The 21,256-nt window shown below is 72.1% G+C and carries 23 protein-coding genes; 15 read left to right on the forward strand and 8 right to left on the reverse strand.

Annotated features, from left to right (window positions below; genetic code table 11):
• The first annotated feature begins 6 nt into the window (after positions 1-6).
• The 4 genes from alr to ACZ514_RS05690 all read left to right on the forward strand — a co-directional run bounded on the left by alr (position 7) and on the right by ACZ514_RS05690 (position 3,328).
• Entirely contained in the window at positions 7-1,143 is a 1,137-nt protein-coding gene (gene alr / locus ACZ514_RS05675) for an alanine racemase (RefSeq protein WP_468175713.1), read from the forward strand.
• 56 nt (positions 1,144-1,199) lie between these two features.
• Positions 1,200-2,375 (forward strand): alpha/beta fold hydrolase, encoded by a 1,176-nt coding sequence (locus ACZ514_RS05680; RefSeq protein WP_468175716.1) that lies wholly within the window; start codon positions 1,200-1,202, stop codon positions 2,373-2,375.
• Positions 2,332-2,886 carry a tRNA (adenosine(37)-N6)-threonylcarbamoyltransferase complex ATPase subunit type 1 TsaE gene (tsaE, locus tag ACZ514_RS05685; protein ID WP_468175718.1) on the forward strand — a complete coding sequence of 185 codons (555 nt, stop codon included), beginning with the start codon at positions 2,332-2,334 and terminating at the stop codon, positions 2,884-2,886. Before ACZ514_RS05680 ends, tsaE begins: the two co-directional genes overlap by 44 nt.
• A gap of 265 nt (positions 2,887-3,151) precedes the next feature.
• Positions 3,152-3,328 carry a hypothetical protein gene (locus ACZ514_RS05690; RefSeq protein ID WP_468175720.1) on the forward strand — a complete coding sequence of 59 codons (177 nt, stop codon included), beginning with the start codon at positions 3,152-3,154 and terminating at the stop codon, positions 3,326-3,328.
• Positions 3,329-3,459: 131 nt separating this feature from the next.
• Here the strand turns inward: ACZ514_RS05690 and ACZ514_RS05695 are convergent, their stop codons facing one another.
• Positions 3,460-4,017 carry a L,D-transpeptidase gene (locus ACZ514_RS05695; RefSeq protein WP_468175722.1) on the reverse strand — a complete coding sequence of 186 codons (558 nt, stop codon included), beginning with the start codon at positions 4,015-4,017 and terminating at the stop codon, positions 3,460-3,462.
• Between the two features lie 135 nt (positions 4,018-4,152).
• Between ACZ514_RS05695 and tsaB the strand changes: the two genes are divergently transcribed.
• From tsaB to ACZ514_RS05720, 5 genes are all read left to right on the forward strand, one after another.
• Positions 4,153-4,815, forward strand: coding sequence for a tRNA (adenosine(37)-N6)-threonylcarbamoyltransferase complex dimerization subunit type 1 TsaB (gene tsaB / locus ACZ514_RS05700; RefSeq protein WP_468698809.1), 663 nt, complete (start codon positions 4,153-4,155; stop codon positions 4,813-4,815).
• Positions 4,812-5,333: a ribosomal protein S18-alanine N-acetyltransferase gene (rimI, locus tag ACZ514_RS05705; protein ID WP_468175726.1), complete on the forward strand. Its 522-nt coding sequence runs from the start codon at positions 4,812-4,814 to the stop codon at positions 5,331-5,333. The genes tsaB and rimI overlap by 4 nt, the downstream gene beginning before the upstream one ends.
• Entirely contained in the window at positions 5,326-6,486 is a 1,161-nt protein-coding gene (tsaD, locus tag ACZ514_RS05710; RefSeq protein WP_469124203.1) for a tRNA (adenosine(37)-N6)-threonylcarbamoyltransferase complex transferase subunit TsaD, read from the forward strand. Before rimI ends, tsaD begins: the two co-directional genes overlap by 8 nt.
• Positions 6,483-6,758, forward strand: a complete 276-nt coding sequence (locus ACZ514_RS05715; protein WP_388934762.1) for a hypothetical protein — start codon at positions 6,483-6,485, stop codon at positions 6,756-6,758. Before tsaD ends, ACZ514_RS05715 begins: the two co-directional genes overlap by 4 nt.
• A gap of 92 nt (positions 6,759-6,850) precedes the next feature.
• On the forward strand, positions 6,851-7,513 hold the full coding sequence (locus ACZ514_RS05720) for a hypothetical protein (protein WP_469124204.1): 663 nt from the start codon (positions 6,851-6,853) through the stop codon (positions 7,511-7,513).
• A gap of 4 nt (positions 7,514-7,517) precedes the next feature.
• Here ACZ514_RS05720 and ACZ514_RS05725 read toward each other — a convergent pair whose 3' ends face one another.
• On the reverse strand, positions 7,518-8,690 hold the full coding sequence (locus tag ACZ514_RS05725) for a class I SAM-dependent methyltransferase (protein ID WP_468175735.1): 1,173 nt from the start codon (positions 8,688-8,690) through the stop codon (positions 7,518-7,520).
• Positions 8,691-8,780: 90 nt separating this feature from the next.
• On the opposite strand from ACZ514_RS05725, the gene ACZ514_RS05730 reads away from it, so the two are divergent.
• Both ACZ514_RS05730 and ACZ514_RS05735 read left to right on the forward strand, forming a co-directional pair.
• Positions 8,781-9,728 (forward strand): polysaccharide deacetylase family protein, encoded by a 948-nt coding sequence (locus tag ACZ514_RS05730; protein ID WP_468175738.1) that lies wholly within the window; start codon positions 8,781-8,783, stop codon positions 9,726-9,728.
• Between the two features lie 14 nt (positions 9,729-9,742).
• A complete protein-coding gene (locus tag ACZ514_RS05735) occupies positions 9,743-10,612 on the forward strand; it encodes a polysaccharide deacetylase family protein (protein WP_469124205.1) in 870 nt (289 codons plus the stop codon).
• Between the two features lie 45 nt (positions 10,613-10,657).
• On the opposite strand, the gene ACZ514_RS05740 is transcribed toward ACZ514_RS05735, so the two are convergent.
• Together ACZ514_RS05740 and ACZ514_RS05745 are read right to left on the reverse strand one after the other, a co-directional pair.
• Positions 10,658-11,707: an aldo/keto reductase gene (locus ACZ514_RS05740; RefSeq protein WP_468175744.1), complete on the reverse strand. Its 1,050-nt coding sequence runs from the start codon at positions 11,705-11,707 to the stop codon at positions 10,658-10,660.
• Between the two features lie 649 nt (positions 11,708-12,356).
• Complete coding sequence (locus ACZ514_RS05745; protein ID WP_469124206.1) at positions 12,357-12,677, reverse strand: ArsR/SmtB family transcription factor; 321 nt, start codon at positions 12,675-12,677, stop codon at positions 12,357-12,359.
• Between the two features lie 106 nt (positions 12,678-12,783).
• Between ACZ514_RS05745 and ACZ514_RS05750 the strand changes: the two genes are divergently transcribed.
• Complete coding sequence (locus ACZ514_RS05750; RefSeq protein WP_388934747.1) at positions 12,784-13,092, forward strand: putative quinol monooxygenase; 309 nt, start codon at positions 12,784-12,786, stop codon at positions 13,090-13,092.
• Positions 13,093-13,750: 658 nt separating this feature from the next.
• On the opposite strand, the gene ACZ514_RS05755 is transcribed toward ACZ514_RS05750, so the two are convergent.
• The gene (locus tag ACZ514_RS05755; protein ID WP_469124207.1) at positions 13,751-15,151 is read right to left on the reverse strand and encodes an FtsW/RodA/SpoVE family cell cycle protein; all 1,401 of its coding nucleotides are present in this window, start codon (positions 15,149-15,151) and stop codon (positions 13,751-13,753) included.
• Between the two features lie 721 nt (positions 15,152-15,872).
• On the opposite strand from ACZ514_RS05755, the gene groES reads away from it, so the two are divergent.
• On the forward strand, positions 15,873-16,181 hold the full coding sequence (gene groES / locus ACZ514_RS05760) for a co-chaperone GroES (protein WP_030230757.1): 309 nt from the start codon (positions 15,873-15,875) through the stop codon (positions 16,179-16,181).
• 132 nt (positions 16,182-16,313) lie between these two features.
• Positions 16,314-17,942, forward strand: a complete 1,629-nt coding sequence (groL, locus tag ACZ514_RS05765) for a chaperonin GroEL (protein ID WP_468174854.1) — start codon at positions 16,314-16,316, stop codon at positions 17,940-17,942.
• A 93-nt stretch (positions 17,943-18,035) separates the two neighbouring features.
• Here groL and ACZ514_RS05770 read toward each other — a convergent pair whose 3' ends face one another.
• Positions 18,036-18,749, reverse strand: coding sequence for an ester cyclase (locus ACZ514_RS05770; protein ID WP_469124208.1), 714 nt, complete (start codon positions 18,747-18,749; stop codon positions 18,036-18,038).
• A gap of 80 nt (positions 18,750-18,829) precedes the next feature.
• Positions 18,830-19,603, reverse strand: coding sequence for an SDR family NAD(P)-dependent oxidoreductase (locus ACZ514_RS05775; RefSeq protein WP_468174848.1), 774 nt, complete (start codon positions 19,601-19,603; stop codon positions 18,830-18,832).
• Between the two features lie 162 nt (positions 19,604-19,765).
• On the opposite strand from ACZ514_RS05775, the gene ACZ514_RS05780 reads away from it, so the two are divergent.
• Positions 19,766-20,674 (forward strand): LysR family transcriptional regulator, encoded by a 909-nt coding sequence (locus tag ACZ514_RS05780; RefSeq protein ID WP_468174846.1) that lies wholly within the window; start codon positions 19,766-19,768, stop codon positions 20,672-20,674.
• 157 nt (positions 20,675-20,831) lie between these two features.
• On the opposite strand, the gene ACZ514_RS05785 is transcribed toward ACZ514_RS05780, so the two are convergent.
• Positions 20,832-21,158 carry a WhiB family transcriptional regulator gene (locus tag ACZ514_RS05785; protein WP_388934733.1) on the reverse strand — a complete coding sequence of 109 codons (327 nt, stop codon included), beginning with the start codon at positions 21,156-21,158 and terminating at the stop codon, positions 20,832-20,834.
• Positions 21,159-21,256: the final 98 nt, after the last annotated feature.

Genomic DNA, 21,256 nt, shown 5'->3' on the forward strand with positions numbered 1-21,256 from the left:
TGGGCGATGAACGAGACACCGATGCGCGTGTACGCCGAGATCGATCTTGACGCGGTGCGGCACAACGTACGCGCCCTGCGCGCGCGGGCACCCCGGGCCGAGCTGATGGCCGTCGTCAAGGCGAACGCCTACGGGCACGGTGCCGTCCAGTGCGCCCGTGCGGCCCAGGAGGCCGGTGCCACGTGGCTCGGCACCGCCACCCCCGAGGAGGCGCTCGCCCTGCGCGCCGCCGGCATCGAGGGCCGCGTCATGTGCTGGCTCTGGACCCCCGGCGGGCCCTGGCGGGAGGCCGTCGAGGCCGGTATCGACGTGTCCGTCAGCGGGATGTGGGCCCTGGAGGAGGTCCGGGCCGCCGCCCGCGCGGCCGGCCGTACCGCCCGCGTCCAGCTCAAGGCCGACACCGGCCTCGGCCGCAACGGCTGCCAGCCCGCCGACTGGGCCGAACTGGTCGGCGCGGCCGTCGCCGCCCAGGCCGAGGGCACCGTGCGGGTCACCGGCGTGTGGTCCCACTTCGCCTGCGCCGACGAGCCCGGCCACCCTTCCATCGGGCTCCAGCTCGACGCGTTCCGCGACATGCTGGCCTACGCGGAGAAGGAGGGCGTCGACCCCGAGGTCCGGCACATCGCCAACTCGCCCGCGACGCTCACCCTCCCCGAGAGCCACTTCGACCTCGTGCGCACCGGGCTCGCCGTCTACGGCGTCTCCCCGTCGCCCGAGCTCGGCACCCCCGCCCAGCTCGGGCTGCGCCCCGCCATGACCCTCAAGGCCTCCCTCGCGCTGGTCAAGACCGTCCCCGCCGGGCACGGCGTCAGCTACGGCCACCACTACGTCACCGGGACCGAGACGCACCTCGCGCTCGTCCCCGCTGGCTACGCCGACGGCCTGCCCCGGAGCGCCTCCGGCCGCGGGCCGGTGCTCGTGGGCGGAAAGGTCCGCCGGGCCGCCGGACGGATCGCCATGGACCAGTTCGTCGTGGACCTCGGCGAGGACCTCGCCCGGGCCGGAGACGAGGCCGTCCTCCTCGGCGACGCCGGGCGCGGCGAACCGACCGCCGAGGACTGGGCTCAAGCGGCACACACCATCGCGTATGAGATCGTCACCCGTATCGGAAGCCGGGTTCCCCGGGTGTACCTCGGCGGCTGACACGGCCCTCACGGGCCGCGTGCCGCGTGCGAGTGCTGAGTGAGGACGGCGACGTCGTGAGCGAGAACTGGCGCAAGGCCGGCTGGGCCGGCGCCGCCATCGGTGTGCTGGCGGCCGGTGCCGCGGCCGGTGTCGCGGTCGAGCGGATCACCGTGGGGCGCGGCATCCGGATGAAGGCGCGCCTCGCCCTCGACGCCGCCGGGGACTTCGGCTCCCTGCGCGGGACCGAGGGCGCGTGCCGCGCCGAGGACGGCACCGAGCTCTACTACGAGACCGACGAACTGCCCGAGGACGGTACGAAACGCCGGCTGCGGCGCAAGGACCCGGCGGCCGGCACCACCGTCGTCTTCTGCCACGGCTACTGCCTCTCCCAGGACTCCTGGCACTTCCAGCGCGCCGCCCTGCGCGGGGTCGTCCGCTCCGTCTACTGGGACCAGCGCAGCCACGGCCGCAGCGCCCGGGGCCTGGCCCAGGCCGACGGCGAACCGGTGACCATCGACCAGCTCGGCCGCGACCTGAAGGCCGTCATCGACGCCGCCGCCCCCGAGGGCCCGCTCGTCCTCGTCGGCCACTCCATGGGCGGCATGACCGTCATGGCCCTCGCCGAGCAGTTCCCCGAGCTGGTGCGCGACCGCGTCCGCGGGGTGGCCCTGATCGGCACCTCCAGCGGCCGGCTCGACGAGGTGACGTACGGGCTGCCCTCCGTCGGACTGGGCGCGGTGCGCCGCATCCTGCCCGGGGTGCTGAAGGCGCTCGGCTCCCAGGTCGAGCTGGTGGAGAAGGGGCGCCGGGCCACCGCCGACCTCTTCGCCGGCATGATCAAGATGTACTCGTTCGGCTCCCGGGACGTGGACCCCGGCGTGGCGCGGTTCGCCGAACGGCTGATCGAGGCCACCCCGATCGACGTCGTCGCGGAGTTCTACCCGGCCTTCCAGACCCACGACAAGAGCGCCGCCCTCCAGCGGTTCGCGGACATCCCGGTCACCGTCGTCGCCGGGGACCGGGACATGATCACGCCGGCCGGGCACAGCGTGGCCGTCAAGGAGGCGCTGCCGGCCGCCGAGCTGGTGGTGCTGGAGGACACCGGGCACCTGATGATGCTGGAACGCCCCGAACTCGTGACCGGGCTGCTCACCGGCCTGCTGGCGCGCACCGGAGCCGTCCCCGCAACGGCTAACGTTGGGGGACATGGAAGAAGTACCGCGGGAAGCGCCGCGCAGCCCGGCCGCTGAGGCCCTGGCCGACGCCGCCGCCGAAACCCTGATCACCGTCGACTCGCCCGCCTCCATGCAGGACCTGGGCCGCAGGATCGCCGCCCTGCTGCGCCCCGGCGACCTGGTCCTGCTGACCGGCGAACTCGGCGCGGGCAAGACCACCCTGACCCGGGGGCTGGGGGAGGGGCTGGGGGTGCGCGGGGCCGTGACCTCGCCGACCTTCGTGATCGCCCGGGTGCACCCGTCCCTGGGCCGGGGGCCGGCGCTGGTGCACGTGGACGCGTACCGCCTCGGCGGCGGGCTCGACGAGATGGAGGACCTGGACCTCGACGTCTCGCTGCCCGAGTCCGTGGTCGTCGTGGAGTGGGGCGACGGCAAGGTCGAGGAGCTCTCCGACGACCGGCTGCACGTGGTGATCGGGCGTGCGGTCGGCCACGAGGAGGTCCTGGACGACGTGCGCGAGGTCGCGGTGCGGGGCATCGGCGCGCGATGGGCCGGCGCGGAGCTGGCGGCCCTGGCGCGGCGCTAGGCCGTCCCTTTGGATCTTGCCGCGACGCGGGTCAGGCAAGATCCGGAAGAGACGGCCTGGGCCGAGATCCGGAAGGGACGGCCCGGCGGGAAGCCCCTCCGGCGGCCGTACCGCCGTGGTTCCGGCCGCGCGGCCGACGACGTGGCGACAACGTACCGACAAGTCGTCGGCAAGATATTGCGTTGGCGTGGGCTCGCGTGATGACATGGTACCCAGCGCTGGTTAGGTCTACCTAAGTACGCGTCCCGGGTCTCAGGAGGCAGCCATGTCGGCAGCAGGAGCAGAGCGAGCGCCCGTCGTTTCCATGCGGGCCCTGCTCGCGGCGGGCGCGGCCGCCACGGCGGTGTCCACGCCGCCCGCGCGCGGCGCGGCGGAACCGGAAGAGGAGCCCGCGCCCGGAGCGGAACCGGAACGGGCCGCCCCCGAGTCGGAAGCGGCCTGATACCCACCTTCGGGTGAATCACGCTGCGTGGGCGCGTCACACCGTGTGAGGCGCCCCGCCACGGGGAACCCCACGGGAGGTCCTACGGGAGTCCTCGGGAGGGCCCGGGCAGGACGTCGGCGGCGTGGCCGTCAGGCGACGACGACGACCTTCGCGCCGATCGTCGCGAAGGCCCAGACCGCGTCACCGTCCGCCCGTGCCATGCGGATGCCGCCGGTCTTCTTCGTGGTGTCCGGCTCCGGCATCGAACCGTCCACCCGGGCGCTGAAACCGATCGCGATGCCGTCCGTGCTGGCGAACCGCACGACGTGCTCGATCGGGACCCCGTCCGTGCCGGTCACCGCGCCCGCGCGCGACCCGACCACGTAGCTGCCCGGCGCCGGGTGCACCGTGCTCGGCACCACCGTGAACGTCCTCGGCTCCTTGCCGTCCTCCGTGACCAGCCAGACCCGCTTCTGGGAGACCGAGTACACGACCCGCGGCCCCGTCCCGGAGTCGGCCGGCACCGCGGCGGGCTTCGCCGGGTCCTGCTTCGCGGGGGCCTGTCCCTGCGGCGCGGCAGAGGCCTGCGGGCCCGTCCTGGCGGGGTGCGCGGGCGCGGTCGCGGAGGCCTGGTAACCCAGGAAGCCGATCGCGGCGAGCGCCGCCGCGGTGAGCCCGGCCACGATTCCCGAGCTGCTGCGTGCCACCTTGCTCCACCTCTCCGCGCCATGGGTCGTCGAACTCCCGGCCGACCCGGGTGTGTCCCCGGTCGAAAGGTAGCAGCCGGGCCCCGCACCGACCGGCCGCAAGGCCCTGGGGCCGGGGAGTCGTAGGCTGTTCGCGTGCTCTTGCTCGCCGTAGATACCGCCACGCCCGCCGTCACCGTCGCCCTGCACGACGGGGAATCCGTCCTCGCCGAGTCGAACCAGGTCGACGCCCGCCGCCACGGGGAGCTCCTGCTGCCCGCCGTGGACGAGGTCCTCGCCGAAGCCGGGGTGAAGCTCGAGGCCGTCACCGGCGTCGTCGTCGGCGTCGGCCCCGGCCCCTACACCGGGCTCCGCGTCGGCCTCGTCACCGCATCCACCTTCGCCGCCGTCCTCGGGGTCCCGGTGCACGGCCTGTGCACCCTCGACGGGCTCGCGTACGCCGCCGGGGCCGCCGGCATCGAGGGCCCCTTCACCGTCGCCACCGACGCGCGGCGCAAGGAGGTCTACTGGGCGCGCTACGAGGACCCGCGCACCCGCGTCGGCCGGCCCGCCGTCGACCGCCCGGCCGACATCGCCGACCGCGTCGCCGGCCTCCCGGCCGTCGGCCAGGGCGCCCTGCTGTACCCGGAGGTCTTCCCGGACGCCCGCGGCCCCGAGCACCAGTCGGCCGCCGCCCTGGCGGCCCTGGCCGCCGAGCGCATCGCGGCCGGCGCGGAGTTCCTCCCCCCGACCCCCCTCTACCTGCGCCGCCCCGACGCGCAGGTGCCCAAGAACTACAAGGTGGTCACCCCGCAGTGACCGCCCCGACCGCAGTGCTCCGCGAGATGCGCTGGTGGGACATCGAACCGGTGCTGGAACTGGAACACGAGCTGTTCCCCGACGACGCCTGGTCGGCCGGGATGTTCTGGTCCGAACTCGCCCACGCGCGCGGCCCGCGGGCCACCCGCCGCTACGTCGTCGCCGAGGAACCCGGGACCGGCCGCGTCGTCGGCTACGCCGGACTGGCCGCCGCGGGCGACCTGGGCGACGTGCAGACCATCGCCGCGGCCAGGGACCAGTGGGGCACGGGCCTCGGCGCCCGGCTGCTCACCGAGCTGCTGCGCGCCGCGACCGCCTTCGAATGCGCCGAGGTGCTGCTGGAGGTACGGGTGGACAACACCCGTGCCCAGCGACTCTACGAGCGGTTCGGCTTCGAACCGATCGGCTTCCGGCGCGGCTACTACCAGCCCGGCAACGTCGACGCGCTCGTGATGCGCCTGACCGACCCGGCACAGACCAGAACCGAAAACCCTGAGAGCAGTGAGAGCAATGGCTGACGAACCGCTCGTCCTCGGCATCGAGACCTCCTGCGACGAGACCGGCGTCGGCGTCGTCCGCGGCACCACCCTGCTGGCCGACGCGATCGCGTCGAGCGTCGACGAGCACGCCCGCTTCGGCGGGGTCGTGCCCGAAGTGGCCTCCCGCGCCCACCTGGAGGCGATGGTCCCCACCATCGAGCGCGCCCTGAAGGAGGCCGGGGTCAGCGCCCGGGACCTCGACGGCATCGCCGTCACGGCCGGCCCGGGCCTCGCGGGGGCGCTGCTGGTGGGCGTCTCGGCGGCGAAGGCCTACGCGTACGCGCTCGGCAAGCCGCTGTACGGCGTCAACCACCTCGCCTCCCACATCTGCGTCGACCAGCTGGAGCACGGGCCGCTGCCCGAGCCGACCATGGCGCTGCTGGTGTCCGGCGGGCACTCCTCGCTGCTGCTGGCCCCCGACATCACCAGCGACGTACGGCCGCTGGGCGCGACCATCGACGACGCCGCGGGCGAGGCCTTCGACAAGATCGCCCGCGTGCTCCAGCTCGGCTTCCCCGGCGGTCCGGTCATCGACCGGCTGGCGAAGGAGGGCGACCCGACGGCGATCAACTTCCCGCGCGGTCTGACGGGGCCGCGCGACGCGGCGTACGACTTCTCCTTCTCCGGCCTGAAGACGGCGGTGGCCCGCTGGATCGAGGCCAAGCGCAACGCGGGCGAGGAGGTGCCGGTGCGCGACGTGGCGGCGTCCTTCCAGGAGGCCGTGGTGGACGTGCTGACGCGCAAGGCGATCCGCGCCTGCAAGGACGAGGGCGTGGACCACCTGATGATCGGCGGCGGTGTGGCGGCCAACTCGCGGCTGCGCTCGCTCGCGCAGGAGCGCTGCGACGCCGCGGGGATCGTCCTGCGCGTGCCGCGGCCGAAGCTGTGCACCGACAACGGCGCCATGGTGGCGGCGCTGGGCGCGGAGATGGTCAGGCGCAACCGGCCGGCCTCCGACTGGGACCTGTCGGCGGACTCCTCGCTGCCGGTGACGGACCCGCACGTGCCGGGCACGTCCTCCCAGGGACACGAGCACGAGGACGGTCACGGCCACGGCCACGGCCACGGTCACGGCCACGCGCACGATCACGACCACGTGCACGAGCTCAGCAAGGACAACCTCTACTCATGAGCACCGTCGCCCTGATGTGGGAGGCCCGGGCCGTCGACGGCCGGGGCAACGAGCTCCTGGAGTGGGCCCGGGCGCAGGTCCTGGCCCGGGAGCCGGTGCGCCGCGAAGTGCTGCGCGCCCCGCAGGAACGGGTGCTCGTGATCACCTGGTGGGAGGTCCCCGAAGGCCTGGCGGCGGAGCTGCCCGAGCTGCCGGAGCCGGCCGCGGACCTGATCACCCGGGCGGTGCACCGCTGGCGGTTCGAGTCGGTGGAGACGACCGGGACGGGCTGAGGCGCCCGCCGCGGCGCGCTGCGGCCCTGGTCGGAGCGGCGGTCGAGGAGCTCTGCGGCGAAGCTCGAAGGGCCGCCGCTAGGGTCGTGCGCATGCCTCGCCGTGACCTCCCGCCCCCGCCGCCGCCCGCGCACCTGCGCGAGTGGCTGGACGAGGGCGTCGTACGGGCCGACCGCGCGCGTTTCCTCGCGGACCTGAGCCGGCGCAGCCTGGGCCTCGGCCGGCTGCTGTCGCTCTGGGGCGTCGCGGCGGCCTTCGCGCTGGGCTGGACCTTCGCCGGGCTGGCCGTGACCGCCTTCGCGGCGGGCGGCCCGGCCGGCTGTCTCGCCGGGGCCGTCTGCGCCGCGGCCGGGACCGCCGTACTGCTGCGCGCCGGGCTGTGCTGCGCGCGCGGAGCCCGGCAGGAGCGGCGGGTGCGGCAGCTGCTGTGCGCGTGGGTCCTGGCGGGCCGGGACCCCGGGGCCGATGCCCGCCTGCGGGCCCCGGCACGGAGGGCGATGTGGCTGGCGGCCTCCCTGACGCTGGGCGGGTTCGGCCTCTGGCTGGCCTTCGCGTCGGCGGCCGGGGCGCGGCCGGGCACGGACACGTACGGGGAGGTGGCGTACTTCACGGGCCTCGGCATGATCCTGTGGACCACCGCCCTGCTGGGGCTCGCCAAGGCCGCGGCGTACTCCCGCTGGACCCGGCCCCCGGCCCCGGCGGCGGACGGCCGGCCCCGGCTCCGCGTGGCGGAGTCGCGCCTCGCGGGCGTGTGACGACCTAGGGGGCGGGGTGGCCGATCAGCATCGACGGCGCCCCCGCCACCCGCGTCAGGAAGACCGTCGCCGAGTTCGGGCCCTGCGGCTTCACCTTCCTGCGCAGCTCCTCCGGCTCGATCGCGGACCCCCGCTTCTTCACCGTCAGGATCCCGACCTCCCGCTCGCGCAGCAGCGCCTTGAGCTTCTTCAGCCCGAACGGCAGCACGTCGGTGATCTCGTACGCGGTCGCGTACGGGGTCCGGCGCAGTTCGTCGGCGGTGATGTAGGCGATGGTCGGGTCGATGAGCCGCCCGCCCAGCTGCCCGGCCACCTCCGCGACCAGGTGCGCCCGGATCACGGCTCCGTCGGGCTCGTACAGCCAGCGCCCGACCGGCCCGGCCTCCGGGTCCGGCAGCGGTTCGGCGGTCTCCAGCCCGCGCGGCCCCGGCAGCAGGGTGGCCCGTACCGTGCCGGGGGCGGTGCCGAACCACAGGACGGCCTCCTTCACGTCCCCGTGGTCGGAAATCCACTCGGCCTCGGCCTCCGCCGGAACCGCCTCGTGCGGGATGCCGGGCGCGATCTTGATGGCCGCGAACCGGGCCGCGCGGGCCGTCTCCACCGCCCACGACAGCGGCGGCGAGTACGACTCCGGGTCGAAGACGCGGCCGCGGCCGCCCCGCCGCGCGGGGTCGATGAAGACGGCGTCGTACGAGGACACGTCCACCGCCGTCACATCGGCCTCCCGGACCTCGATCAGGTCCGCCAGCCCCAGCGCCTCGGCGTTGGCCCGCGCGACGGCCACCGTCAGCGGGTCGCGGTCCACGGCCAGCACCCGGATCCCGCGCCGGGCCAGCGCCAGCGCGTCCCCGCCGATGCCGCAGCACAGGTCCGCGACCCCGCGCACGCCCAGCCCGGCGAGCCGCTCGGCGCGGTACGCGGCCACCGGCGCGCGGGTGGCCATCTCCCCGCCGCCGGGGGTGAAGTACATCCGGAAGGCGTCCTCGGCCCCGAACTTCGCCACCGCCCGCTGCCTCAGCCGGGCCTGCCCCAGCGCGGCCGACACCAGCGGGGCGGGGTGCTCGCGGCGCAGCCGGGTGGCCACGGCCAGCTCCTGGGCCGGGTCGTGATCGCGGAGCGAGGTCAGGAGGGCGCGGCCCTCGGGGGTGAGGAGCGCGGCGAAGTCTTCGGGGGTCACCGGTTCATTGTGGGCCAGCCGGTGGAAGGGGCGGGTCCGGCCGTGGTGTCGTCCGGGGCGCGGCGCCGCGTGGTGCAAGGATCCGCTGCTATGCAGCTTGTACGACAAACGTCACATACTTCGCAGTATGGTCACCGGCTCGCGGGACGCCCGCGCGGCCGGTTCGGGGTGGCCCTGGCCGCGCTGCTGGTCGCCGCCCTGGGCACGGGGTGCGGCGCCGCGGAGTCCGGGAAGCCCGCCAAGGGCGGGCCCGGCCAGGGGACGGAAGCGGGCGGCGCGGCCGGTGCGCTCGCCAACCCCGCCGAGAAGCTCAAAGCCGCCCAGCAGGCCCGCGTCGCCGCGGCCAAGAAGTGGCGGCTGGCCAAGACGCCCCTCCTGGCCCCGGCCGCACCGAAGACGAAGCCCGAGATCACCACGCGCGAGGGCTTCGAGGTCGAGGACCAGGACGAACTGCCCCCGGTCTTCACCACCATCCCGACCGAGGACAAGGTCGTCTTCCTGACCGTGGACGACGGGGCCGAGAAGGACCCCGAGTTCATCAGGATGATGAGCGAGCTGAAGATCCCGTACACGGCCTTCCTCAGCGACTACCTCGTGCGCGAGAACTACCCCTACTTCAAGGAGATGCAGGCGGCGGGCGTCACCCTCAACAACCACACCGTCAACCACCGCTACATGCCCGGACTCTCCTACGAGCAGCAGCGCGAGGAGATCTGCGGACAGCAGGACATCATCCAGAAGCAGTTCGGCAAGCGGCCCTCGCTCTTCCGCCCGCCGTACGGCAACTACAACCAGGACACGCTGCGCGCCGCCAAGTCCTGCGGCATCAAGGCGGTCCCGCTGTGGAACGCCGAGGCGTTCGTGAACCGGATGGAATACCGTGAATGGGACCGCGATCTCCACCCCGGTGACATCATCCTCACGCACTTCCGGGGCCGGGAGGACTGGAAGGGCACGATGCCTGACATGATCCGTCATGTCATGAAGACCGTCACGGACAAGGGATACGCCGTGGCACGCCTGGAGGACTACTTGTGAGGTACGCGCGCCGGTTGGTAGCCGGGACGCTGACGGCCGGCGCGCTCGCGCTGTCCCTGACGGGCTGCGGGAACAGCGTGGATCCCATCGAACGGCTGGGCCGCAAGACCGCCCAGGAGACCGCCTCCCCCTCGGTCCCCCCGTCCGCGCCGGCCCCCGCGGCGAGCTCCGCACAGGGCGGCACGGCGGGGGACGAGGCGTACCGGAAGTGGGGCCTGAAGGCCCCCGTCCAGTACGCCCCCAAGCCCGCCCAGAAGCCCCAGCTCCCCAAGACCGCCGCGGGCAGGGCGGCCGTAGTGGACCGAATACCCGTCGCGCCGACGGAGAAGGTCGTCTTCCTGACCTTCGACGACGGCGCGGAGAAGGACCCCGAGTTCCTGAAGATGGCGGCCGACCTGAAGCTGCCGATCAGCATGTTCCTGACGGACAACGTCGCCTCCTCGGACTACGGCCACTTCGAGAAGCTCCGCGACAACGGCTCCGGCAGCACGGTGAACAACCACACCCTGACGCACCCGAACCTCCGCACCCTCCCCTTCGCGGCGCAGAAGAAGGAGATATGCGGGCAGCAGGACCGCCTGGAGAAGCGCTTCGGCAAGCGGCCCCCGCTCTTCCGCCCGCCGTTCGGGAACTACAACGACGACACCCTCAAGGCCGCCGCCGAGTGCGGGGCCCCGACGGTGGTCCTGTGGCGGGCGTCGATGCAGGTCAACGACTTCCAGTACGCCGAGGGCTCCGCCCTCAGGCCCGGTGACATCATCCTGGCCCACTTCCGCGGCCCGTCGGAGCTCAAGGGCACCACGGAGACCCAGATGACGGCGCGGATGCTCCAGCGGATACAGGACCAGGGATACAAGATCGGGCGCCTGGAGGATTACCTCTAGGACTCCCTGGAGGAGTACGCGCAGGGGCCGGGCGGGCCGGGCGGGCTAGCCGGCGCTGCGGTCCGCGAGGGGACGGCGACGCTGCGCGGGATCGGTCAGCGACAGCGGCTGCCAGACGCCGTCCGGGTGGTAGAGGTTGGTGCCCGGCGGCACGATCTCGTCGATCCGGTCCAGCACCGCGTCGTCCAGCACCAGATCGGCCCCCTTGAGCGCCGCCTCCAGCTGCTCGGCCGTACGCGGACCGATGATCACCGAGGTGACGGCGGGATGCGCGAGCGGGAAGGCGAGGGCCAGCTCCGGCACCGTGCGGCCGATCCCGTCCGCCACCTCCGCCAGCCGCTCGACGGCCTCCAGCTTGGCGACGTTCCCCGGGATCGACAGGTCGAAGCGCGCGGGGTGCAACGCGGCCCGGCCGGTGGTCATGTCGATGTCGCGGCCCAGCCGGTGCTTGCCGCTCAGGAAGCCGGACGCCAGCGGGCTCCAGGTCAGCACGCCCATGCCGTAGCGACGGGCGACCGGCAGCACGTCCCGCTCGATGCCGCGCGCGAGGATCGAGTACGGCGGCTGCTCGGTGCGCGGGCGCGGCAGGGCGCGGCGTTCCGCGACGTGGTGCGCCTCGGCGATCTGCTCGGCGGGGAAGGTGGAGCAGCCGAAGGCCCGGATCTTCCCGGCCCGGACCAGGTCACCGAGGACGGACAGGGTCTCCTCGATGTCGGTCGAGGGGTCGGGACGGTGCACCTGGTAGAGGTCGATCCAGTCGGTGTCGAGGCGCCTCAGGCTGTCCTCCACGGCCCGTGTGATCCAACGCCGCGAGTTGCCGCTGCGGTTGCGGCCCTCACCCATCTGGAAGTGCACCTTGCTGGCGAGCACGACGTCGTCCCGGCGCCCCTTGAGCGCCTTGCCGACGATCGTCTCCGACTCGCCGGCGGAGTACATGTCGGCGGTGTCCACGAAGTTGATGCCGTGGTCGAGGGCGGTGTGGATGATCCGGACGCAGTCGTCGTGATCCGGATTGCCGATCGCACCGAACATCATCGTGCCGAGGCAGTACGCACTCACCTCGATGCCGGTCCCACCCAGGTTTCGATATCGCATGGTCATACCGGCGGACTGTAGGAGTTGGAGCGCGCTCTAGGTCAAGGGGGTTTCGGGGGCGGGGCTGTTCCGGCGGGGCGGGGTTTCGGGGGCGGGGGCTGCGGAGGTGGGCGGGGTTTTGGGGGCGGGGTCCTGGCGGGGCGGTATCAGGGCTGGTTTGGGGGTTTCCCGTCAGTCCCATCGTCCTTCCGTGTCGGGCCGGTCCCTCAAGGGCGCTCCTTCGTCGCGTCGCTACGCGATGGCCTTCGGCCACCCTTGACCGACCGTCCCGCCCCGGAAAGACAAGGACTGCCGAGAACCCCCCAAAGAAACGGGACGGTCCAGAGGAGAAGCACTCCCGAATCAGCGATGAGACGGGGCGACCGGGCGTCGCCCGTGTCCCCATGCGGGCCCCCAAAGACCCTCGGCGGGCCACCCCCACGCACCAGATCGCTACGCGCTCCCCATGGCATAGCGTCCGACGACCGTCCGGGGCCGATCCCTGCACGAAATGTCGATGAGGGCCCCATTCGGGAACGGTGGGCGCGTCAGATCGCTACGCGCTCCTCCCGGCATAGCGTCCGGCCGCCGTCGGGGGCTGATCCCTGCATGAAATGTCGATCAGAACCCCATTCGGGAGCGGTGGGCGCGTGAGATCGCTACGCACTCCTCATTTCTCGGCGGGCTCGGCCGTCAGGAGGGTGAGCAGTCCCGGGAAGCGGGTCTCGATGTCGGCTCGGCGCAGTGCCGCCATCCGGCTGTTGCCCCGGTCGACCTGGCGGACCAGTCCAGCCTCCCGCAGGGTGCGGAAGTGGTGGGTGACCGTCGCCTTGGAGACGGGCAGGGCGAAGGAAGCGCAGGTGCGCGCCGTGCCGTCAGGGGCGGCCGCCAGCTCACGCACCACCCGGCGGCGCAGCGGGTCGGCGAGCGCGGACAGCACTTTGCCGAGCTCGATTTCCTCGACGGCCGGGTGGCCCTCGTCGTCGGGCATGGCGGCCACCTCCTCTCCGTAGGTATGGATTGGATCTTACCTTTGCGGGCTGCTAGCGTCCGATAGGTACGAACTCAGTCGTACCTATCTCTGGGGGAGAACTCTGATGGATCAGCTCGTCACCGTCGTGGGCGTCGCCCGCCCCAAGCCCGAACGCGCCGGGGAGCTCATGGACTTGCTGCTCTCCTTCGTCGAGCCCACCCGGCAGGAGCCCGGCTGCCTGGAGTACCACTTCCACGAGGACTGCGAGGAGCCGGGCGTCTTCGTCTTCTACGAGGTGTGGCGCAGCCAGGCCGACCTGGACGCCCACCTGGCGCTGCCGCACCTGCGGGACTTCTGGGAACACCGGATGGACTACCTGGCCACTGACCTGGAACTGCGCTTCGTGAACATGCGCAGCCCCCATGGTCACTAGTCGTGTGGTCCTGATCGACATGTGGTGCGGGTACCAGCCCAGGACGCGGGCCGGACGCTATGCCGGGAGGAGCGCGTAGCGATCTGACGCGCCCACCGCTCCCGAATGAGGTCCTGATCGTCATTTCCTGCAGGGATCGGCCCCGGACGGTCGCCAGACGCCAAGCCGACGGGAGCGCGTAGCGATCTGACGCGCCCACCGCTCCCCGATGGGGCTCTGATCGACATTTCGTGCAGGGATCGGCCCCGGCCGGTCGCCAGACGCTAAGCCATGGGGAGCACGTAGCGATCAGGCGCGTGGGGGTGGACCGCCGAGGGTCTCTGAGGGGCCCGGATGCCCGGCGGACCGACGCCCGACCACCCCGCCTCATCAGTGATACGGGAGCCCTTCCCCTCTGGACCGTCCCGTTTCTTTGGGGGCTTCCCGGCAGTCCTTGTCTTTCCGGGGCGGGACGGTCGGTCAAGGGTGGCCGAAGGCCATCGCGTAGCGACGCGACGAAGGAGCGCCCTTGAGGGACCGGCCCGACACGGAAGGACGATGGGACTGACGGGAAACCCCCAAACCAGCCCTGATACCGCCCCGCCGAACCCCCGCCCCCGAAACCCCGCCCACCTCCGCAGCCCCCGCCCCCGAAACCCGCCGCCACATCCGACCCCGCCTACACCCCCGCCCCCACCACCGGGGTGATCGTCGTCTCCGCCGGGTCGTGGGCGTCGGCTTCGCGTTGGCGTTCCGCGCTGTCGCTGATGCGCAGGAGCAGGGCGATCATGATCCAGTTCGCCAGCAGTGACGAGCCGCCCTTCGCCAGGAACGGCAGGGCCTTGCCGGTCAGGGGGATCAGGCCCGTCACGCCGCCGGCGACCACGAAGACCTGGAGCGCCAGTGCCGCGGCCAGGCCCACCGCCAGCAGCTTGCCGAACGGGTCCCGCGCGGCCAGCGCCATGCGCAGCCCCCGCTGCACGAGCAGGGCGTAGACGAACAGGACGGCCATGACCCCGGCCAGCCCGAGTTCCTCGCCCACCGTCGTCAGGATGAAGTCGCTGCGGCCGGCGAACTTGATCAGCTCCGGGTGGCCCATGCCGAGGCCGGTGCCGGAGACGCCGCCGGTGCCGAAGCTGAACAGGGCCTGCGCGGACTGCTCCGAGTTGAGGCCCTGCGGAGGGTTCGGCGAGTAGATCGCCAGGGGGTTCAGCCAGGCGGCGACACGTGCCTTGACGTGGGGTTCCGTCGAGCCGACCACGAAGGCGCCCGCGGCCGCCATGAGCAGGCCGCAGACGATCCAGCTGGTGCGCTCGGTGGCCACGTACAGCATCACCACGAAGACGCCGAAGAAGATCAGCGAGGTGCCGAGGTCGCGCTCGAAGACCAGGACGAGCAGCGACAGGATCCACACGGTGATGATCGGGCCGAGCTGGCGCATCGGGGGCAGGCGCAGGCCCAGGAACTTGCGGCCGGTCAGGGCCAGGGAGTCGCGGTGGACGACCAGGTAGCCCGCGAAGAAGATCGCGATCATGATCTTCACGAACTCGCCCGGCTGGAGCGAGAAGCCGAAGAGGATGATCCACCGCTTCGCGCCGTACGTGTCCGCGCCGAAGAACGCCGGTGCGATCAGCAGGACCAGGGCGACGGCCATGGTGATGTAGATGAACCGCTGGAGCAGCCGGTGATCGCGCAGCAGCGCCACGACGAGGATGCAGGCGGCGACCCCGACCACCGTCCACATCAGCTGGTCGGGTGCGTTCGCCGTGGAGTCGAACCGCTCGATGTAGCCCTGGTCGAGCCGGTGGATCAGGACCAGCCCGAGCCCGGTCAGCAGCATGGCGAGCGGGAAGACCAGCGGGTCCGCGTACGCCGCGAACCGGCGGATGCCCAGGTGTCCCACCAGGGACAGCAGGGTCAGGCTGATGACGAAGCCGGCGAGGTGCTGCGGCAGCTCGCCGTTCATGGCCAGTCCGGCGCTGACGTGGCCGAAGACGGCGATGCCGATGACCAGGACGAGCAGCAGTGCTTCGGTGCGGCGGCGGGCGCCCGCCGCCGTCAGCGGCCTCAGTCCGCGCACGGGACGCCGCCGCCGCCGAGGGCGTTCCGCTCCCGCCGCGGAGGGGGCGGCGGCGGGGCGGATGACCGGGCGGCGGCGGGGGAAGGAGAAGAGGACGGCGCGGCGTCCGGCGCACCCGGGGTCGTCACAGTGGTCGGCCGGGGGCCGATCTGCTCGGCAATGAGGCGCTTTATCTTCATATCTTCTACGACGTCGACGCCCTCCCCGAGGTTGCTTTCGGAATGCCTCATTCCGAATCCCTCGCCGCGCCGGCCCCTCGCCGCGCCGGCCCCTCGCCGCGCCGGCCCCTCGCCGCGCCGGCCCCTCGCCGCGCCGGCCCCTCGCCGCGCCGGCCCCTCCGCCGCGCGGGCCCCCCAACCCGGCGGGCTCCTGCGGAGGTATTCGGCCAGCTTGCGCGCGTCTTCGGCCGCGAGGGCGGCCCCGCCCCAAGCGCCGCATACCGGGCGGAGGTGCCCCGGCGTACCGGTGCGGGGCCGGGCGGTCCCGGCGGCGTCGGGGTTCAGCCGAACGGGGGGTTCGGCGGCCGGAATACGTGGAACCGGTGGACCGTGTTGGCACTCCGCTTGACCGAGTGCTAATCGCCGGAATAGTCTCGCACCTGGCACTCGCCCCTGGTGAGTGCCAACACAGCGACAGGCAGGTCCGGCACCCGCGACGACGGATCGACCTGGTCGCCACCTCAGACAGTTAACCCCGGATCTCCGAAGGGGGAGGTCGGATCGTGACGACCGCCAGCTCCAAGGTTGCCATCAAGCCGCTTGAGGACCGCATCGTGGTCCAGCCGCTCGACGCCGAGCAGACCACGGCCTCCGGCCTGGTCATCCCGGACACCGCGAAGGAGAAGCCCCAGGAGGGCGTCGTCCTTGCGGTCGGTCCGGGTCGCTTCGAGGACGGCCAGCGTCTCCCGCTGGACGTCAGCGTCGGCGACATCGTGCTGTACAGCAAGTACGGCGGCACCGAAGTGAAGTACAGCGGCGAGGAGTACCTCGTCCTCTCGGCCCGCGACGTCCTCGCGATCGTCGAGAAGTAATTCTCTTCTCCAGTTTTGCTTTGAGCTGCGCCCCTGGTCACCCTGCTGATGCCGGGCGGCGAGGGGCGTAGTTCGTTTCAGGCGGTCGCGGTGAGCGGCCGAGGATCGCAACGAGAGGGCGGAACCGCTCCCATGCCCAAGATTCTGAAGTTCGACGAGGACGCCCGTCGCGCCCTTGAGCGCGGCGTCAACAAGCTTGCCGACACGGTCAAGGTGACGATCGGCCCCAAGGGCCGCAACGTCGTCATCGACAAGAAGTTCGGCGCCCCCACCATCACCAACGACGGTGTCACCATCGCCCGCGAGGTCGAGCTGGACGACCCGTACGAGAACCTGGGCGCGCAGCTCGTGAAGGAGGTGGCGACCAAGACCAACGACATCGCGGGTGACGGCACCACCACCGCGACCGTGCTGGCCCAGGCGCTCGTCCGCGAGGGTCTGCGCAACGTCGCCGCCGGCGCCTCCCCGGCCGCCCTGAAGAAGGGCATCGACGCCGCGGTCAAGGCCGTGTCCGAGGAGCTCCTCGCGACCGCCCGCCCGATCGAGGACAAGTCCGACATCGCCGCCGTGGCCGCGCTCTCCGCGCAGGACGCCCAGGTCGGCGAGCTCATCGCCGAGGCGATGGACAAGGTCGGCAAGGACGGTGTCATCACCGTCGAGGAGTCCAACGCCTTCGGTCTGGAGCTCGAGTTCACCGAGGGCATGGCCTTCGACAAGGGCTACCTGTCCCCGTACATGGTCACCGACCAGGAGCGTATGGAGGCCGTCCTCGACGACCCGTACATCCTGATCAACCAGGGCAAGATCTCCTCCATCCAGGACCTCCTGCCGCTGCTGGAGAAGGTCATCCAGGCGGGTGGCTCCAAGCCGCTGCTGATCATCGCCGAGGACGTCGAGGGCGAGGCCCTCTCCACCCTCGTCGTCAACAAGATCCGCGGCACCTTCAACGCGGTCGCCGTCAAGGCCCCCGGCTTCGGTGACCGTCGCAAGGCGATGCTCCAGGACATGGCCACCCTCACCGGTGCCACCGTCATCGCCGAGGAGGTCGGCCTCAAGCTCGACCAGGCCGGTCTGGACGTCCTCGGTTCCGCGCGCCGCGTGACCATCTCCAAGGACGACACGACCATCGTCGACGGCGGCGGCAACGCCGCTGACGTCGCCGGCCGCGTCAACCAGATCAAGGCCGAGATCGAGTCCACGGACTCCGACTGGGACCGCGAGAAGCTGCAGGAGCGCCTGGCGAAGCTCGCCGGCGGCGTCTGCGTCATCAAGGTCGGCGCCGCTACCGAGGTGGAGCTCAAGGAGAAGAAGCACCGCCTCGAGGACGCCATCTCGGCGACCCGCGCCGCGGTCGAGGAGGGCATCGTCTCCGGCGGTGGCTCCGCGCTCGTCCACGCCGTCAAGGTCCTCGAGGGCAACCTCGGCCTGACCGGCGACGAGGGCACGGGCGTCGCGGTCGTCCGCCGCGCCGCGGTCGAGCCGCTGCGCTGGATCGCCGAGAACGCCGGCCTCGAGGGCTACGTCATCACCTCGAAGGTCGCCGAGCTCGACAAGGGCCAGGGCTTCAACGCCGCCACCGGCGAGTACGGCGACCTGGTCAAGGCCGGCGTCATCGACCCGGTGAAGGTCACCCGCTCCGCCCTGGAGAACGCCGCTTCCATCGCCTCCCTGCTGCTTACGACCGAGACCCTGGTCGTCGAGAAGCCGGCGGAGGAGGAGGCCGAGGCCGGTCACGGCCACGGTCACGGCCACAGCCACTGACGCTGACGCCGCAGGCACACGAGAGGCCCCCGTCCCGCCGTTCCGTACGGCGGGGCGGGGGCCTTCCCGTCACCCCGGTTCAGGGCCGCGGGCTCATGAACCCGCCGACCCCATCGGGTCCATCCCCAGCTGGCGCATCATGCCCATGACGTCGTAGTGCCACCAGCCTTCCACGATCATCCCGTCCTTGCAGCGGAAGGTCGTCTGCCCGGTCGCGCTGACCCTCTTGCCGGTGGGCGCGAGACCCATGAAGTCGCCGGTGTGCGTGGCGTTCCAGGTCCAGAGCGTGGTGACGAGGTCTCCTTCGGCGAGCTGGTGGTCCTTGGTGAAGGTGAACTCGAAGGCGGAGCGCCACATGGCGAGGTCCGCCAGCAGGCCGTCGATGCCGTCGGCGTCCGGGTCGGCCTGGAAGATGTCGTGGTCGACGTAGTCGGAGGCGAAGATCTCCTCGGCGACCGACCGGTCGCCCGACATGGCCAGCTCGTCGAACATGCGGTCCACGAGCATCTTGTTGAGGTTCTCGTCGCGGACCACGTCCAGGTTGGTGAAGGTCGGCATCCCCTCGCACAGGGCCACCATCTCCTGGAACATCGTGTCCGTCTCCGGGAGCCGGGAGTTCCTCATGGCCTCTTCGTACGAGGGGAATTCGACCACGTCCACGTAGTGGTTGTCGTTGTCGCGGTCCCGGGCCACGATGCTGTGGGTGACGGTGCGCTTGCCCTGGCTCTGCGAGACGTACCGGTCCAGCAGCTGGTTGAGGTCGTCCTGCCGGCTCGTCTTGTAATCGATTATCTGTACGAATGTCATGGCGGTCTCCCGGGCTGGAAGGGGCCTTTCCAGTTTAGGGAGATTCGTCCCGGTCGGCCGCTCCGCCGGCGACAGGAGGACTACTGGGGCCCGTACTTGCGCCCGGTGCGCGAGGACACCCCGCCCAGCAGCCCGCGCGGCGTCAGCTTCACCACGCCCATCAGCGCCTTGTAGCGCGGGTCCGGGATCGACACGGTCCTGCCGCGGGCCAGGTCGGTCAGCGCGGCGGCCACCAGCTTGTCCGCGTCGAGCCACAGCCAGCCCGGGATGTTGTCGGTGCCCATGCCGGCCCGCTGGTGGAACTCGGTCCGCACGAAACCGGGGCACAGGGCCATCAGGCGCACCCCGGACCCGCCGAGGTCCCGCGCCGCGCCCTGGGTGAACTGCACCACCCAGGCCTTGCTGGCGCCGTAGGTGCCGCGCGGTACGAAGGCCGCCACCGAGGCGACGTTGATGACGCCGCCCCTGCCGCGGGAGCGCATCGACTCCGTAGCCGCCGAGGTCAGCCGCAGCACCGCCTCGATGTGCACCTTCAGCATGGTCAGCTCGTCGGCCATCGACACCTCGAGGTAGCGGCCCTTGTTGCCGAAGCCCGCGTTGTTCACGAGCAGGTCCACCGGGTGCTTGCGGTCCCCGAGGCGGTTCTCGACGGACTCGATGCCCTTGTCGGTGGAGAGGTCGGCGGCCAGCACCTCGGCCTCGATGCCGTGCCGGTCGTGCAGTTCGGTGGCCTGTTCGGCCAGCCGCTCGGTGTCGCGGGCCACCAGTACGAGGTTGTGGCCCTGGGAGGCGAGCCGCCGGGCGAAGGCGGCGCCGATGCCCGCCGTGGATCCAGTGATCAGCGCAGTCGTCATGTGCGCAAAATAGCCGCCCGCGCCGGCTTGCGTGCTTCCGCGGGCACGCGCGTGCGATCCGGCGCTCCGCCGGGGTGGGCGCGAGGGGGTGCGACAGCGGCCTCCTCAAAGGGGCTACTGGGGGATTGGCGTCGCGGTCAAAGGCGGTCTTATGCTCGAAGGGTGATCGAGGCACGCCACCTCCGGATCCTGCGCGCTGTCGCCGGGACCGGTTCCTTCTCCGCAGCCGCCCGCGAGCTCGGCTGCACCCAGCCCGCCGTCTCCCAGCAGATGAAGGCCCTGGAGCAGTCGGCCGGAACCCCGCTGCTCGTGCGCACCGGCCGGGAGATGCGGCTGACCCAGGCGGGTGAGGCCCTCGTGCGGCACGCCGCCGGGATCCTGGCCGGGCTGACGGCGGCCGAGGAGGAGGTCGCGGCCATCGCCGGGCTGCGCGCGGGCCGGGTCCGGCTCGTCTCCTTCCCGAGCGGCAGTTCCACGCTGGTCCCCACCGCGCTCGCCGCGATGCGCGCCGCGCACCCGGGGACGCGCATCTCCCTCGTCGAGGCGGAGCCGCCGAGGTCGGTGGAGATGCTGCGCGAGGGCGACTGCGACGTGGCGCTGGCCTTCCGCTACGGCGGGGACGGGCCCGCGGCGGGGAGCGCGGCTGAGTGGGAGGACCTGGTGGTCACCCCGCTGCTGACCGACCGGCTCGTGGGGCTGGTCCCCGAGGGGCACCGGCTGGCCGGTGCCGAACGGGTGGGCATGGCCGAGCTGGCCGACGAGCCGTGGATCGCGGGCTGCCCGCGCTGCCGCCGCCATCTGGTGGAGGTGTGCGAGGGCGCGGGATTCACCCCGCGGATCGACTTCGCCACCGACGACTACCCGGCGGTGGTCGGGCTGGTCGGGGCGGGGCTGGGGGTGGCGGTGCTGCCGGAGCTGGCGGTGGAGTCCGTGCGGGCGAAGGGCGTGAGCACCCTGGCCGTGGAGCCGGCCGTGGAGCGGGAGGTCGTCGCGCTGACCCTGCCGGACCTGGCGCGCGTACCGGCGGTGGCGGCGACCCTCGGCGAACTGGTGCGGGCCGCCACGCGCTGACCGTACGGGGCGTACGGCCGGACGGGTGGCGGCCCGGATCTGGGTTGCGGCGACACGCCCGGGCGGGCGCGCGGATCTGAGGGAACGTTCCTTCGGATGTTCTTCCGGATGTCCTTCCGGATGGGTGGCCGAGGGGACGGGCCGGGCGGGCCGGCCGTCAGTGCGGCGGGACGGTACCGGTCGTACTGGAGGCGGGGATCAGCCGGTGCCGCGCGCGGCCCATCAGTTCCTCGCGTTCGTCCTCGGTGAGCCCTCCCCACACCCCGTAGGGCTCGCGGACGGCGAGTGCGTGAGCGGCGCATTCCGAACGCACCGGGCAGCGCATGCAGACCTCTTTAGCCGAGGCCTCGCGCGCACTCCTGGCCGCGCCCCGCTCGCCCTCCGGGTGGAAGAAGAGGGAGCTGTCGACTCCGCGGCAGGCGGCCAGTAGCTGCCAGTCCCAGAGGTCGGCGTTCGGTCCGGGGAGGCGGGAGAAATCTGCCATTGGTAGTCCTCTTGGTGCCGGGTACTACGCGGATACGGTCCATGTCTCCACACCTACTGTCGTAGTAGATGTAAATATGACTCATTGGGAATCTAGCC

Source organism: Streptomyces sp. NPDC034086 (assembly GCF_055575515.1).

Coding starts and splice junctions, on each gene's coding strand:
- ACZ514_RS05745 (WP_469124206.1), bottom strand. CDS start 12,677: ATGCCCGACGACGAGGGCCACCCGGCCGTCGAGGAAATCGAGCTCGGC.
- ACZ514_RS05715 (WP_388934762.1), top strand. CDS start 6,483: ATGAGCACCGTCGCCCTGATGTGGGAGGCCCGGGCCGTCGACGGCCGG.
- ACZ514_RS05730 (WP_468175738.1), top strand. CDS start 8,781: ATGCAGCTTGTACGACAAACGTCACATACTTCGCAGTATGGTCACCGG.
- tsaE (WP_468175718.1), top strand. CDS start 2,332: ATGGAAGAAGTACCGCGGGAAGCGCCGCGCAGCCCGGCCGCTGAGGCC.
- groL (WP_468174854.1), top strand. CDS start 16,314: ATGCCCAAGATTCTGAAGTTCGACGAGGACGCCCGTCGCGCCCTTGAG.
- alr (WP_468175713.1), top strand. CDS start 7: ATGAACGAGACACCGATGCGCGTGTACGCCGAGATCGATCTTGACGCG.
- ACZ514_RS05740 (WP_468175744.1), bottom strand. CDS start 11,707: ATGCGATATCGAAACCTGGGTGGGACCGGCATCGAGGTGAGTGCGTAC.
- ACZ514_RS05770 (WP_469124208.1), bottom strand. CDS start 18,749: ATGACATTCGTACAGATAATCGATTACAAGACGAGCCGGCAGGACGAC.
- ACZ514_RS05750 (WP_388934747.1), top strand. CDS start 12,784: ATGGATCAGCTCGTCACCGTCGTGGGCGTCGCCCGCCCCAAGCCCGAA.
- ACZ514_RS05775 (WP_468174848.1), bottom strand. CDS start 19,603: ATGACGACTGCGCTGATCACTGGATCCACGGCGGGCATCGGCGCCGCC.
- ACZ514_RS05690 (WP_468175720.1), top strand. CDS start 3,152: ATGTCGGCAGCAGGAGCAGAGCGAGCGCCCGTCGTTTCCATGCGGGCC.
- tsaD (WP_469124203.1), top strand. CDS start 5,326: ATGGCTGACGAACCGCTCGTCCTCGGCATCGAGACCTCCTGCGACGAG.
- ACZ514_RS05785 (WP_388934733.1), bottom strand. CDS start 21,158: ATGGCAGATTTCTCCCGCCTCCCCGGACCGAACGCCGACCTCTGGGAC.
- ACZ514_RS05720 (WP_469124204.1), top strand. CDS start 6,851: ATGCCTCGCCGTGACCTCCCGCCCCCGCCGCCGCCCGCGCACCTGCGC.